This window comes from Chryseobacterium sp. c4a (genome assembly GCF_009900745.1).
In the GTDB taxonomy this organism is placed as follows: domain Bacteria; phylum Bacteroidota; class Bacteroidia; order Flavobacteriales; family Weeksellaceae; genus Chryseobacterium.
On record NZ_WXVU01000001.1, the window covers coordinates 1 to 13,349 of the forward strand.

The 13,349-nt window shown below is 35.3% G+C and carries 13 protein-coding genes; 5 read left to right on the forward strand and 8 right to left on the reverse strand.

Going from position 1 to position 13,349, the window contains the following annotated elements; translation table 11 throughout:
• Window positions 1–185, forward strand: a 185-nt coding sequence (locus GTR01_RS00005) for an integrase core domain-containing protein (RefSeq protein ID WP_160135854.1), incomplete at its 5' end; no start/stop codon positions are given.
• 241 nt (window positions 186–426) lie between these two features.
• A complete protein-coding gene (locus GTR01_RS00010) occupies window positions 427–1,086 on the forward strand; it encodes a hypothetical protein (RefSeq protein ID WP_160135855.1) in 660 nt (219 codons plus the stop codon).
• Between the two features lie 10 nt (window positions 1,087–1,096).
• Here GTR01_RS00010 and ruvC read toward each other — a convergent pair whose 3' ends face one another.
• Together ruvC and GTR01_RS00020 are read right to left on the reverse strand one after the other, a co-directional pair.
• Window positions 1,097–1,651 (reverse strand): crossover junction endodeoxyribonuclease RuvC, encoded by a 555-nt coding sequence (gene ruvC / locus GTR01_RS00015; protein WP_160135856.1) that lies wholly within the window; start codon window positions 1,649–1,651, stop codon window positions 1,097–1,099.
• 95 nt (window positions 1,652–1,746) lie between these two features.
• Window positions 1,747–2,277 (reverse strand): 2'-5' RNA ligase family protein, encoded by a 531-nt coding sequence (locus GTR01_RS00020; RefSeq protein WP_160135857.1) that lies wholly within the window; start codon window positions 2,275–2,277, stop codon window positions 1,747–1,749.
• Between the two features lie 80 nt (window positions 2,278–2,357).
• Between GTR01_RS00020 and GTR01_RS00025 the strand changes: the two genes are divergently transcribed.
• Both GTR01_RS00025 and GTR01_RS00030 read left to right on the forward strand, forming a co-directional pair.
• Window positions 2,358–2,681, forward strand: a complete 324-nt coding sequence (locus tag GTR01_RS00025; RefSeq protein WP_160135858.1) for a PadR family transcriptional regulator — start codon at window positions 2,358–2,360, stop codon at window positions 2,679–2,681.
• A 108-nt stretch (window positions 2,682–2,789) separates the two neighbouring features.
• Window positions 2,790–3,404, forward strand: a complete 615-nt coding sequence (locus tag GTR01_RS00030; protein WP_160135859.1) for a hypothetical protein — start codon at window positions 2,790–2,792, stop codon at window positions 3,402–3,404.
• Here the strand turns inward: GTR01_RS00030 and GTR01_RS00035 are convergent.
• Window positions 3,388–4,494 (reverse strand): serine hydrolase domain-containing protein, encoded by a 1,107-nt coding sequence (locus GTR01_RS00035; RefSeq protein WP_160135860.1) that lies wholly within the window; start codon window positions 4,492–4,494, stop codon window positions 3,388–3,390. The genes GTR01_RS00030 and GTR01_RS00035 overlap by 17 nt on opposite strands.
• 176 nt (window positions 4,495–4,670) lie before the next feature.
• On the opposite strand from GTR01_RS00035, the gene GTR01_RS00040 reads away from it, so the two are divergent.
• The gene (locus GTR01_RS00040; RefSeq protein ID WP_160135861.1) at window positions 4,671–6,077 is read left to right on the forward strand and encodes a pyridoxal phosphate-dependent decarboxylase family protein; all 1,407 of its coding nucleotides are present in this window, start codon (window positions 4,671–4,673) and stop codon (window positions 6,075–6,077) included.
• Between the two features lie 164 nt (window positions 6,078–6,241).
• Here the strand turns inward: GTR01_RS00040 and GTR01_RS00045 are convergent, their stop codons facing one another.
• The 5 genes from GTR01_RS00045 to GTR01_RS00065 all read right to left on the reverse strand — a co-directional run bounded on the left by GTR01_RS00045 (window position 6,242) and on the right by GTR01_RS00065 (window position 13,156).
• The gene (locus tag GTR01_RS00045; RefSeq protein WP_160135862.1) at window positions 6,242–6,952 is read right to left on the reverse strand and encodes a diphthine--ammonia ligase; all 711 of its coding nucleotides are present in this window, start codon (window positions 6,950–6,952) and stop codon (window positions 6,242–6,244) included.
• A 108-nt stretch (window positions 6,953–7,060) separates the two neighbouring features.
• Window positions 7,061–8,092 (reverse strand): hypothetical protein, encoded by a 1,032-nt coding sequence (locus GTR01_RS00050; RefSeq protein ID WP_160135863.1) that lies wholly within the window; start codon window positions 8,090–8,092, stop codon window positions 7,061–7,063.
• 33 nt (window positions 8,093–8,125) lie between these two features.
• Complete coding sequence (locus GTR01_RS00055; protein WP_160135864.1) at window positions 8,126–9,010, reverse strand: hypothetical protein; 885 nt, start codon at window positions 9,008–9,010, stop codon at window positions 8,126–8,128.
• A gap of 97 nt (window positions 9,011–9,107) precedes the next feature.
• Entirely contained in the window at window positions 9,108–9,713 is a 606-nt protein-coding gene (locus GTR01_RS00060) for a DUF3841 domain-containing protein (RefSeq protein WP_160135865.1), read from the reverse strand.
• Between the two features lie 95 nt (window positions 9,714–9,808).
• A complete protein-coding gene (locus tag GTR01_RS00065) occupies window positions 9,809–13,156 on the reverse strand; it encodes a methylmalonyl-CoA mutase family protein (protein WP_160135866.1) in 3,348 nt (1,115 codons plus the stop codon).
• Between the last annotated feature and the right edge of the window lie 193 nt (window positions 13,157–13,349).

Below are 13,349 nucleotides of genomic sequence, written 5' to 3' on the forward strand. Positions count from 1 at the left end.
CATATATTGAACGCTTAAACCGTACATTCAGAGAAGACGTTTTGGATGCATACCTATTCGGGTCTATAATGGAGGTAAATGCAATGGCTTATGAGTGGCAAATCGATTACAACAGTAATCATCCGCACACATCTTTAAATGGACTTAGTCCTTGGCTATATGCTAAAGAATCTTTAGTCAATTAGAAGGGATTTTATATTTATTAACTGTTTGAAAAAAGGTAAGTCTTCAAAAAAGGTAAGTCTTCACTTCTTCTTTAGAAAAAGATAAATGGTATCGTTTTAAAGTTGCTTTAGAAACAAAGATCTGTAAAGATTGTAACTCTATAAGCAATAATTGGATGTACTTTAAAAATTCATTAAACTGATTCTTAAAGAAAAATGTTTTGGATAATGGCTCCGGAATTATTGTAAATATAGAAAAAGTATGAAACAGATCATATTCCTGATGACTTTTATAATGTGTTTGAGCTGTACTCGAAAAGAAATGAAGCTCAACTTCTGTGATACAGTATACCGCACCAAGCAAAATTCCTGTTTTGTACTCGAGAATGATACTGATGTAAAGTATATTTTTTATCCCCCTTCATTTATTGGTGACGAAGAATGGGGCTATTTAGGGGCTATTGTAAAGATAACTGATGAGGAAGGCAAAGAACCACGCGTTAATACAGTTTATATTAATAAGGGCACACCTACGGGAAAAGCAATGGATCAGTTTATGATGAATGCACACAAAGATTATTTGCTATGGAAAAAATTATTGGCTCAGGGTGTCCGTATTGATTACCTGGGAGCAAAACAATATAAGGTAATTACAAAAACAAAATTTGTTTTGAATCCTGGCGACGAAAGGGAAATATCAAAGAAAATTTCCATCTTTCAAAAGGATTTGGAGTCTTCAGGTACTTATTATAGTTTTGATCAAAAAAAGAAATACTTTATTCAGATTGAACTCGACTTTGACAGTACTGAAATTAAAAAATACCTGCCAGCACAACAATTAGATTCTTTGAAAAAGAATAATCTCAAGATATTTCATGGTATTCTAAAAACAAAGAAAATTCCAATACAATTAACCCAATAATGGATATCGATTATTTCAGTCTATCCGGGTTTTGCTTCAAAAAGCTCTCCCATCCTGAATACGACTTGGTATCAGTTATTGTTCCGGAATTAAAATGATGGCAGATTGCTACTGCAAGACCATCAGAAGCATCTAAATATTTGGTGGGAAATTCCTTTAGTTTAAGAAGATTCTGAAGCATTCCTGCTACCTGTTCTTTACTGGCGTTTCCATTTCCGGTGATGGCCATTTTGATCTTCTTGGGTGAATATTCTGTGATGGGAATATTTCTGTAAAGGCTGGCTGCCATAGCTACTCCTTGTGCGCGTCCAAGTTTCAGCATACTTTGTACGTTTTTTCCAAAGAATGGTGCTTCCAGAGCTACTTCATCCGGGTGATATTCGTCAATTAAGGCTAACGTTTTTTCAAAGATATATTTTAGTTTGGTTTCATGGTTAGGGTATTTTTTCAGGATAAGTTCATGAATAGAAACCATCTCCATTTTACCTTTTTTAACGGAAATAAGACCAAATCCCATTACTGTTGTTCCGGGATCAATACCTAAAATTATCTTCTCTGCAATCATTGGGTCAAAGATAGGACTTTATAAAATAATAATGGGATAGGAGATGAAGAGATAGGATTTGAAACTGGGAAATCATGGATAATATGTATTGAGTGCTAAATTACGCCTTTAAAAGATTTCTCTGCAATAGGAACCCAATTTTCGTCGTGACGTAATAATATAATTTTATTAACTAAAAATTTAGTTTTGTATTCTTTGTGTTCGTATTTTTCCCATGCTTTAAGATAGTTCTCCCAGGTTAAATTCCTGTATCCTACAGTCATATGAGGTGTAAAGGAGTATTGGGTGAAGTTGAACTGCTGTTTTACTCTATGATAAAGATCTATTAAGTGAATATTGTCTTCAGGATGTACAAAGATTACCGGGTTGTTGGGATTGGGAAAGCTTCCAAAGCCATTCAGCTCAACTTCAAATGGTAAAAGCTGAGTGTTTATTTTTTGAAAAGCGATGTGAATGTCTTCTTCTAATTTCAACTCTCGGGAAAAAGGTGGGAAAAGCGTAATATGAGCTTCATTTTTCAACGCTTTGGAATTATCATAAGAAATAGCCAGATCTCTTTTAAAAACCTTTATTTCCTCAATGATTTCCTCGGGTGGATAGACGGCGATGAAGTACATTTTTTTCATATAACAAATTAAAAAAAATAAAATAAATTTAAATACATAAAAAAATTATGCATAGATTTGCAATGTATTGAAATGACACCATGAAGAAAAACAGTCTTTATAAAGGAACCTTACAGAACATTATTTTGAAGCTGCTTTCAAAAGAAGTTAAAATGTATGGCTATCAAATTACCCAAAGAGCTAAAGAGCTTACCCAAGGAGAACTTGAGATGACAGAGGGTGCACTTTATCCATTATTGCATAAACTGGAGGGTGATGGAATGATTACTTCTGAAATTCAGAAAATAAATGGAAGAGACCGTAAATATTATCTGCTTACTGAAAAAGGGAAGAAACAGCAGGTAGAGCAGGAGAGTGAAATGAAAAGTTATCTGGTCAATCTTCAATCTATTTTTAGCATATAATGAATACCATGCAGAAAGACAAAATTACAGATTATCTTTTGTGCTCCTAATGCTGATCATCAATAAATATATCTACTCAAAAAAATAAAAACTAATAACCTTTTTTATATGATTACACTTACACAAGAAAAAGAAATACAGCAATACCTTTTATCAAAGCATTTGAATCAAAAATTATTTCTGGAAATTAAAGACCATTTTATTCAACAGATTTCCACTCTTATGGAAGAGCAGAAATCAAATTTTGAAGACGCTTTTCAGGACACCAAGCTAAGTTGGAAGCAAGAATTAGACTTTGTAAAAGCAGATCTATTCTCCTTTCGAAAAATTACAAAAATTGAAAAAGAAATACTTCAGAGAAAATTCAGGAATATTATGCTGTATGCCGCTATTTTCACATTGCTTTTATCTCAATTTGTACTTACGGTATCAAATGTTTTTATGTATTCTGAAATGATATTGATAGGAGCTATGGTCTCACTCTTAATTTATAATGTCATTTTCCAAAAAATGAGACTGTATCATTACCTGCAACTCAGTTTCCATCCTTTGATCTTAAAGAATGCTCTTGCTGGTATTGTACTTTTCACTTCTGCGTATCTTTTGTATAATCATCTGGCAGTGCAGGGAAGCGGAATGATGAAGCTTTTCTTTTTATATGCTATGGCCGTTAAAATTCAGATTCTGTATTACAAAGCACGAAAGATTAATGTCCTGATCTAAGCTGATTAAGAGTGTTTTCAAGATGATCTGTAATCTTTTTTACTTCAATATGCGGCTTGAAGACTAAGCCTTTTCCTTTTTCTTCATCCGCAATATTCGAAAGAATGATAACGGAGGTCTTGGTCTCAGGATAATAAATATTCAAAGAAGGAGACCCCTTTACATAGCCGCTGTGAAAGTAAGAATTGGGTTTGCCAATATTCAGCATAATTCCATAGGCGTAGCCCATTTTTCCGAAGATAGCATGTCGTCTTTCTGCACTTTTTGCCATAAAAAGTTTAAGCGTTTCGGGTTTTAGAATTTTCCCACCGTAAAGTGCATTGTTCCATGTATGGAGATCCTCAATAGTAGAAAGAATTCCTCCTGCAGGAGTGCCAATTTCTTTTCCTCCCAGTCTTTTAGGCATATTCGGCACTTCAGAAGATGTAGTTGCGTTTCCAATATAGGCTGATGCGAAGTTGCTTCCTTTAAAAATGTCTCCGGTAGAAGACTGAGTCATTCCTGATTTTTTGAAAAGGTCCAAGGCATTCTGGTGATATGATTTTCCGGATACTTTTTCCACAATTTTTCCCAAGGCATTAAAACCGTCATTCGAATAGAAGAAATCTGTACCACTTTTAAACATCAGTTTTCCACCCATCAGATTCAACCCTGATGTATGATTCAGAAGCTGATGAATCGTAATATTTTCATATTCCTTGGTTTGAAATTCTTTTAAATATTGAGAAACTTTATCCGTAACATTTAATTTTCCTTGTTCCATCTGAAGTAAGATCATCACAGCAGTGAATTGTTTACTTACTGACCCGATAGCAAAAATAGTATTACTGTTGATCTTCGTTTTTCTCTTAAAATCGGAATAGCCGTTTTCTTTTCTGTAAAGAGGAAGAGAATCTTTAAATACAGCTATACTTCCATTGAAACGATATTTTTTGAATACAGAATCAATCTGTTGCTCCAAAAGGGTTTTCTGAAATGCTGTTATGGTAGAATCAACAATTGCTTTTTTATCAACAGGTGGCACTGGAGTTTCTGTTTTACATGATAATAAAAAACAAAAAGGAAGAAGGAACATTAAATTTTTGATCACGGGTGTTTATTTTTTAAGATTAAAATTGATATTCTTAAAGATATTGAAATTTTTAAGAGTTGTATAGGATGCAAAATGCGTGCTAAGAAGGGATATTCAGGGTATTTAATAGGTATTTAATGATTCTTTCACGACTATTCAATACATTTGAATAGATTATTTGTAATCTCAGTATTATGAAAGAACATTTGGAAAATGACTCAGTAGGTATCAGTCATCTATTGGATATTATAAAAAAGCAAGGGGCTGAATACCTGAACTCTCTTGCAGACAGACCCACCTCCATCAATAATGCTCTTATACCAGAAGCAATAGATCTTCCGGAACATGGGTATGGTACGGAGGAAGTCATTAAGATCTTCAACAAAAGATTTGAACCTATCATGGTAGGATCAGCTGGCCCAAGATATCTTGGATTTGTAACAGGTGGTACAACACCTGCTTCAGTGGTTGGGGATTGGCTGACTACTATTTATGATCAAAATACCCAATCCACAAAAGGACAGGGAGATATTTCGGCGAACGTAGAACTGGAGACCATTAAATTTATCCTGGAACTTTTAGAACTTCCAAATAGTTTTCTGGGTGGTTTTGTCAGCGGAGCAACAATGTCTAATTTTACTTGTCTTGCAGTAGCTCGACAATGGGTGGGAAGAGAGAAAGGTATCGATATAGCGAAAGAAGGCGCTTCTGGTGTGATGAAAGTTCTGACGGCAACCCCTCACTCATCCTCCATAAAAGCCTTGTCTCTTCTGGGAATGGGCAGTAATAATATTATTAAAATTAAAACGGATGGCAGTGATCGTGAAGCTATTTCTATTACAGATCTGGAAGAACATATTATACAGTTGAATAACGAACCGTTTATCCTGATTTCTAGTGGAGGAACTGTAAATACCGTGGATTTTGATGATTTCACGGAGATTAAAAAACTGAAAGATAAATATAACTTCTGGTGGCACATTGATGCTGCATTCGGAGGTTTTGCGGCGTGCTCAGAACATTATAAGCATTTGGTTAAAGGTTGGGAATATGCGGACAGTATTACCGTTGATTGTCATAAATGGCTGAATGTCCCTTACGAAAGTGCAGTATTTTTTGTAAAAGAAGAATACAATATCTTGCAGGTAGAAACCTTTCAGAACTCCAATGCTCCGTATTTAGGAGATCCATTGGAAAACTTTGGATATCTAAATTTCCTTCCCGAGAATTCAAGACGGTTAAAGGCACTCCCAGCATGGTTCTCTTTAATGGCTTATGGAAAAGAAGGGTATAAGAATATTGTAGAAAATAATGTTTCACTGGCCAGAAACTTCGGAAGACTGATTGAGAATAGTAATGATTTTAAACTCTTAGCACCAGTACGCCTTAATACAGTATGTTTTACCCTGAAAGATGAAGGAAAACAGGATGAGGTAATAAAATTTCTTGAAATGCTTAATGACACTGGAAAAGTCTTTATGACTCCTACATTTTATAGCCAGCATAAAGGGATCAGAGCTGCTTTTGTAAATTGGAAGACAAGTGAAACAGATGTCCAGCTGATCTTTGAGACGATGAACAACATCATGGCACAATTATAATAAAAATTGTATCACTGCGAATGCGCAAATAATAGCATTTCTACATCATATTCTATGTTTCTATGTGGTAAAAAAACAGCGTAATTTTTATAACCACATAGAAATATAGATTTTTTTTAACTATTTAGAAATTAATATTGTGTAGATGGAAAAGGATAGGTGTTTTATTTTGAGATCAGATCACAGAACCAGAAAACATATTCTTCATCCTTATCTTCCGGAGCGGATTTTGGTTTAGGATAAGTTTTTTTTACGGTTTCTCCAATTTCAAACTGAACCGGGCTTTTAAAAATAGGCCCATCAAAGGTAAATGTATGGAACTCTCCATTTTCTCCACATGGATCTACATTCTCAGGAAGATCAGCAAGGAATTGCTGATCAATAATTCTTCCTGCAAAACTTTTATCCAGATAGTTGCCATTTACACAGGTAACAATTGTTTTAAATCCTAATTTCAAAAACTCCTGAATAAGATCGGATGTGTTTTGTTTCCATAGAGGAAAGACAGCCTGCATACCAATAGAATTTAATTGGTTTACCCTGTATTGCCGAAGGTCTTCCAGAAAAATATCCCCGAAAATAGAGTGAGTAACACCCTGAGCTTGTATTTCAGCCATGGTTGTGTTCATAATTCTCTGATATTCTTCCATTGAAGGCTCTTTTGGAAGCTCCATTTTTTTCAGGGGAATATCCAGAAGAGAAGCCTGCTGTTCCAAAAGGGATACATTAACACCGTGCATAGAAATTCTCTGAAACTCTTTGTTTATACTTGTCAATAGAGTAGTGATCTCATACTGATCATCTTGTATTATTTTGTAAAGAGCCAATGCAGAATCTTTTCCGCTGCTCCAATTGAATAAGGCTTTAGGCTTCATTATCGATTTTAAAAAATGTAATTTTATTCAAATGTACAATACTTATGACGAAAATAAGTATAAGATAAAGCCCAGAGCTATTTGTATCTTTTTCTTTTAAATGAATCCCTATTTTTTATTCTCAATTTCTCTGACAGGAATAAAATTACCATTGAAATAATCAATTTTCTGCTCATAAGGAATAAGAGGATTGACTGTGAATGAAACTCCAATGCTACCATAAGAGTATGTAGGGGCAATGGCTACCCCTGAGACATTTTGATTTTGCTTTATTTTTCCTACAAAATAATAATCGTTGTCTCTTTTCTCTGCCTTTGTCAACAGATTTTCTATAGAAAGATAAACATAAAGTTCCCCTTTATAGATAATGGCATATATATTATCTTTTTTAATTTCTTTTTCTTCACCGTTTACCGTTTCATAGATTCGGACGATTTTGGGAGCATTACCGTAAAATTTTACCCGGCTAATTTCTTTGCTGGGTTGTTGATTTTTTAAAAATGTATAATCAGTGTATACTCCGTCTTTCAAGTCAGAAGATTGGAAAAAGCCGATAGATTCCTTTGCTACTTCCTCAAAGTTTTTAACTTGCTGATAAGTATAATGGTTCCCTGTTTCCGGTTTTTTAGATGCATTTGCAGCAATAAAATCAACAAGAAACTCACTTCCTTTCTGTAAAATTTCTTTAGTAACATTGGATTTTGCCTTATGATCAATAACTTGGTTGGCCTGATCGATCAGTGAATAGGTATCATCTTCATTTTTTGAAAATAAAAAAGCCTGGAAAAAACAATAGCCATGGATGGTAACTTCCATGAAATTTAATTGCCTAAGATATAAAACTAAAGTACCATTTTCTGCATGCTCTCCATTAAGACTGCTTAAAACACTTTGGAATTGGTCAGAAAGAGGAGTGGCTGCCAGTAAATTTGTTGGAGTATTTAAAAGTCCTGTTCGGACAGTTCCTAATGAAGTTGTATCTGTTCGGCGATCAATAAGTTTAATCGTTTTGTAATAACTCTTATCCAGCTTTTTTGTGGGAAGAGTAATTGTAAATTCTTCGGGAGACTTTTGTGCAGATAATAATACAGTGAAGTATGCTGCAAAAAATACTAAAAGTTTCTTTAAATAGTTTTCCATTATTATTGTTTTTGTAGTGGTTATAAGAGATGCTTATTTCCGATAGGATACAATAGCTCCGTTTTCAAAGTAATAATCATCACCCAAAAGTTCTTCTGCATAGATCTCAGGTAAAAAGTAAGAATCTATTTTGTTTTCTTTTTGGTATTGTTCAAATTCTTTTTTTGTAATTTCTACACCATCCAGAAAATAAATAAAGTCTTTATTCTTAGAATTCGGAGGGTAGCTCTTTACCAGATCCAGATTAATATTTACCGTTTCATCGTCCTTAATTTGTCGTTTATTGACGAAAAGAAAATATTTGTTGTCATTCGGTGTCCCATTTTTAGAATCAGTTCCTTCAAAAACGAATATATTACTCCTCTTGACATGATCTGCCGGAATAGTAATATAGTTTTTAGAGGCATGGCTGGATCTGAATCTTTTGAGAGGAGTAAGAATCGTAATAGACTGATATTGGATGAGGTTTTTCGGATCTCCCGAGGGTTTAATTTCTAGATTTTTGTTTGCTACAGGTTCAGGATAATCATAATCATCATTGTCTGGTCTGTGGGCAATCATAACCATTCCCTGGATCTCACGAGCTTCTAATAAAGTATCAAGCTTTTGCTTTTGGGCATTAAGGTTTGAAGTAAAGAGAAGAGAAAGAAAAATTCCACCCGCTATTTTTCTAAAAGGGAAATGGAAAAAGTTGTATTTGATTGCTGTTGTTTCCTCAGGAATGAGCAGGCGATGAGGTTGAATTCTTCCGCATATAGAAGAACCGGATTGTAATAATGTTTTAATTTCCTCATCCGTTTGATCTGTGAGGTCGTATACTTTCTTTGAACAAAGGGAGCAAAAGCTTCCACCGGAAACTTCACGCATGTCTTCACGGGCAACCGGGCAAGGTTTTTTAATTTGAAATTCCTTTTTCATGTTCATCAGTTTTCTTACTTAAAAGTACAAAAAAATCTCAAGGAAATTTCTCAAGATTTTGATTTATAGTTTTTAAAATTACAGATCGTTTATGTTTTCAACGGGCGATGAACTCTTCAGCTTTTACAACTTCTTCAACAGATAATGTCCAGAAAGTTGCCTGGATGGATTTTTCTTCTTTAGATTGAGTATGATAGGGATCATCAAAATTCATATCCAAAACTCTGTCCCAGCTGTTGATAATTTTCTGCTGAATATTTTCAGGTTGCTGTTTGAAAGACTGATTGGAAAGCCCCCGATTTTCCAGCATTTGGTCAAATTCTAAACTTTCTTTTTCATTTTGACCAATAAAACTATGATAGCTGAAAGGAAAATGCCAAAGCATAAAGTCTGATAATAAAACTTCATGATCGTTTTTATTGATTTCGAGGCGAACTCCCTTTTTTCCTTTCTCTAAAAATGCTTTATTTCGTAAATCAGGTTTTCTTTTTTTACTGTTATGATATTGATACCAGCTCCAGACAGGATAGCATTCAGGAAATGGACGCTTACCAATGAGTTCGTCCATTTTTTTCATGAGCCAATGGTAACCTGTTAAAGCAAATTCCCAGTCTTTATCAATGTTTTTCCGGTCGCCATAAATGATCCCGTCTTTTATCAATTTTTCGTACCATTCAATGGGTTGAATTGTCCAGAGTTGCATAAAAGTAAAATTACTAAGCTGTGAAGATAAATAAAAAAACCTAACAGGATTCTGAATCCTGTTAGGTTTATATATTCAATAAGATGAATCTTGTCTTACATATTTCTTCTGTACTTACCACCCACTTCAAATAAAGCATTAGTGATTTGTCCTAGAGAGCAGAACTTAACGGCATCAATCATTACTTCAAATAAGTTTTGCTGGTTGATTGCTGCGTGCTGAAGTTTACTTAAAGCTTTCTCTGATTTTCCTTCATTGGCTTTCTGGAAGTTGTGAAGAGATTCAATCTGTGCTTGTTTTTCTTCTTCTGTAGAACGGATAACCTCTCCAGGAAGTACTGTTGGAGAGCCATCTTTTCCAAGGAAAGTATTCACTCCGATGATTGGATATTCTCCCGTATGTTTCAGCCATTCGTAATGCATAGACTCTTCCTGGATCTTAGAACGTTGATACATGGTTTCCATCGCTCCCAATACACCTCCTCTCTCAGTGATTCTGTCGAATTCTGCATACACCGCTTCTTCCACAAGATCCGTAAGCTCTTCGATAATGAATGACCCCTGAAGCGGGTTCTCATTTTTAGCAAGACCTAATTCTTTATTGATGATCAGCTGAATCGCCATTGCTCTTCTTACAGATTGTTCTGTAGGAGTGGTGATCGCCTCATCATAAGCATTCGTGTGAAGTGAATTACAGTTGTCATAGATCGCATAAAGCGCCTGGAGCGTCGTTCTGATATCGTTGAAATCAATTTCCTGTGCGTGAAGAGAGCGTCCTGAAGTCTGGATGTGGTATTTCAACATCTGGCTTCTTTCATCTGCTCCATATTTCAGTTTCATCGCTTTTGCCCAGATTCTTCTGGCTACACGTCCGATCACTGAATATTCAGGGTCAATACCGTTAGAGAAGAAGAAAGATAAGTTAGGAGCAAAATCATTGATATCCATTCCTCTTGACAAATAGTATTCTACATAAGTGAAACCGTTGGCTAATGTAAATGCAAGCTGAGAAACCGGATTAGCTCCTGCTTCAGCAATGTGATATCCCGAAATGGAAACAGAGTAGAAGTTTCTTACTTTTTCTTTGATGAAATACTCCTGTACGTCACCCATTAATCTCAAAGCGAATTCAGTAGAGAAAATACAAGTGTTTTGAGCTTGATCTTCCTTTAAAATATCAGCCTGTACGGTACCACGAACGGTAGCAATCGTTTTAGCCTTGATTTCAGCATATACTTCTGCAGGGATAATTTCATCCCCTGTTAATCCTAAAAGTTGTAATCCCAATCCATTATTAGATGGAGGAAGTTCACCGTTATATTTTGGTCTTTCTAAACCTTTATCGTCGAATTTTTCTTTAAGCTTTGCTTCAACTTTAGCTTCTAATCCGTTTTCTTTAATGTATTTCTCAACATTCTGGTCGATGGCAGCATTCATAAAGAAAGCCAGTAGCATTGGAGCAGGGCCATTGATGGTCATGGAAACAGAAGTCAATGCATTGACAAGGTCAAATCCTGAATACAACTTTTTAGCATCATCCAAGGTAGCAATAGAAACTCCGGCGTTACCGATCTTCCCATAAATATCTGGTGGTAATGCAGGATCCTGTCCATACAACGTTACTGAGTCAAATGCTGTAGACAGACGTTTTGCCGGCATTTCTGCAGATACATAATGGAATCTTCTGTTAGTTCTTTCCGGCCCACCTTCTCCTGCGAACATCCTTGTAGGATCTTCACCGGTTCTCTTGAACGGATAAATTCCTGCAGTATAAGGGAAACTTCCCGGAAGGTTTTCCTGCCCTTTCCACTTGATCAGATCACCCCAGTCATTATATTTTGGTAATGCAATTTTTGGAATTCTTAGATGAGATAAAGATTCTGTTGAGGTTTCAACTTTAATTTCTTTTCCTCTTACATAATAGGAATAGAACTCCGCATGGAAAGCCTTTTTCGTCTCATCCCATGTTTTTAAAAAGTCGATGTTTTCCTGTTGAAGCTCTTTTTCTGCTTTTTGATATTCAGCATCTAAAATCTCATTGGAAATAATATTTTTTACTCCTTCAATATGATACATCTTTCTTGCAAGTTCAGCTTGTTTTTCAATATTATTATCATATTGTTTGTTGTTTTCAACAATTTCAGAAAGATAACGAACCCTCTTAGGCGGAATGATCGTTACTTCATCTGTAATTTCCTGTTCAACAAAAGTTTTAAGATCTAAATCAGCAAACTTTTCATTCACTTTTGAAACCAATCTGTTGTAAAGTTCTGTAGTTCCGTGATCATTGAACTGAGAAGCCTTTGTAGCATATACAGGCATATTCTCTAATGGACTTTCCCATAAAAGGTGGTTTCTCTGGAACTGTTTTCTTACTGCCTGAAGCGCATCAAGAGCCCCACGTTTGTCAGATTTATTCAAAGCTACCAAATCAGCATAATCTAACATGTCGATTTTTTCCAGCTGAGTAGAAGCCCCATATTCAGGAGTCATTACATACATGGAAACATCTGCAAAGTCAGAAACCTCAGATCCTGATTGTCCAATCCCTGAAGTTTCAAGGATGATCACATCCGGATGAGCCAGTTTCAATACATTTAATGCAGAATGAATGAAAGGAGAAACAGAAACGTTGTTTTCCCTTGTAGCCATTGAACGCATATATACTCTTGGATCATTGATCGCATTCATACGGATTCTGTCTCCAAGAAGAGCACCACCTGTTTTCTTTTTAGAAGGGTCAATAGAAATGATGGCAATTTTCTTATCTGTATTGGAACGTAGGAAACGTCTTACCAATTCATCCGTTAAAGATGATTTTCCAGCACCTCCGGTTCCTGTGATACCAATGATTGGAATATTTAAATCTTTTGATTTCTCATCAATCGCTTGTACCAATTCAGGTTTTTCTTCTGAAAAGTTTTCCACCGCAGAGATGATTCTTGCAATACTTGTTGAGTTCTCAAAACTGATTGAATCGAGATCATTGGCTGTAACATCTTTCCCGGTAGCGAAATCTGATCTGTGTACCAAATCATCAATCATTCCCTGAAGGCCAAGTTCACGGCCATCATCCGGAGAATAAATTCTATCTATTCCATAAGACATCAGATCTTTAATTTCTTCCGGAAGGATTACACCTCCGCCGCCGCCAAAAATCTTGATTTGCGGTGAATTTTTTTCTCTTAGAAGATCATAAATATATTTGAAATATTCATTGTGACCTCCCTGATATGAAGTTAATGCAATAGCATTGGCATCTTCCTGGATCGCTGTATTCACAACTTCCTCTGCAGATTTATCATGTCCTAGGTGAATCACTTCACATCCAGTTCCCTGAATGACACGACGCATAATATTGATCGCAGCATCATGTCCGTCAAATAATGAGGCAGCTGTTACGATTCTTACCTTGTTGGTTGGAGTATATTTTTGGGTTTCCATAAAAATTCTAGAAAGTTTCTAAGTTTTCAAATATAATAATAAAAAAACAACCTTGTGTTTGATTTTATGAGGTTGATTATCATTTGTTTGGGTGGCGTTATTTAATAAAATGCCTCCATTTTTAGGTTTGAGAATTTGAAAGTATTCAGGTTCGGTAGTTACAGAATTAAAAATGACTTGTAGATTTTGTTTG

Bases quoted from the DNA above. Each gene is read 5' to 3' on its own strand.
- GTR01_RS00010 (WP_160135855.1), top strand. From the start codon at position 427: ATGAAACAGATCATATTCCTGATGACTTTTATAATGTGTTTGAGCTGT.
- ruvC (WP_160135856.1), bottom strand. From the start codon at position 1,651: ATGATTGCAGAGAAGATAATTTTAGGTATTGATCCCGGAACAACAGTA.
- GTR01_RS00020 (WP_160135857.1), bottom strand. From the start codon at position 2,277: ATGAAAAAAATGTACTTCATCGCCGTCTATCCACCCGAGGAAATCATT.
- GTR01_RS00025 (WP_160135858.1), top strand. From the start codon at position 2,358: ATGAAGAAAAACAGTCTTTATAAAGGAACCTTACAGAACATTATTTTG.
- GTR01_RS00030 (WP_160135859.1), top strand. From the start codon at position 2,790: ATGATTACACTTACACAAGAAAAAGAAATACAGCAATACCTTTTATCA.
- GTR01_RS00040 (WP_160135861.1), top strand. From the start codon at position 4,671: ATGAAAGAACATTTGGAAAATGACTCAGTAGGTATCAGTCATCTATTG.
- GTR01_RS00045 (WP_160135862.1), bottom strand. From the start codon at position 6,952: ATGAAGCCTAAAGCCTTATTCAATTGGAGCAGCGGAAAAGATTCTGCA.
- GTR01_RS00050 (WP_160135863.1), bottom strand. From the start codon at position 8,092: ATGGAAAACTATTTAAAGAAACTTTTAGTATTTTTTGCAGCATACTTC.
- GTR01_RS00055 (WP_160135864.1), bottom strand. From the start codon at position 9,010: ATGAAAAAGGAATTTCAAATTAAAAAACCTTGCCCGGTTGCCCGTGAA.
- GTR01_RS00060 (WP_160135865.1), bottom strand. From the start codon at position 9,713: ATGCAACTCTGGACAATTCAACCCATTGAATGGTACGAAAAATTGATA.
- GTR01_RS00065 (WP_160135866.1), bottom strand. From the start codon at position 13,156: ATGGAAACCCAAAAATATACTCCAACCAACAAGGTAAGAATCGTAACA.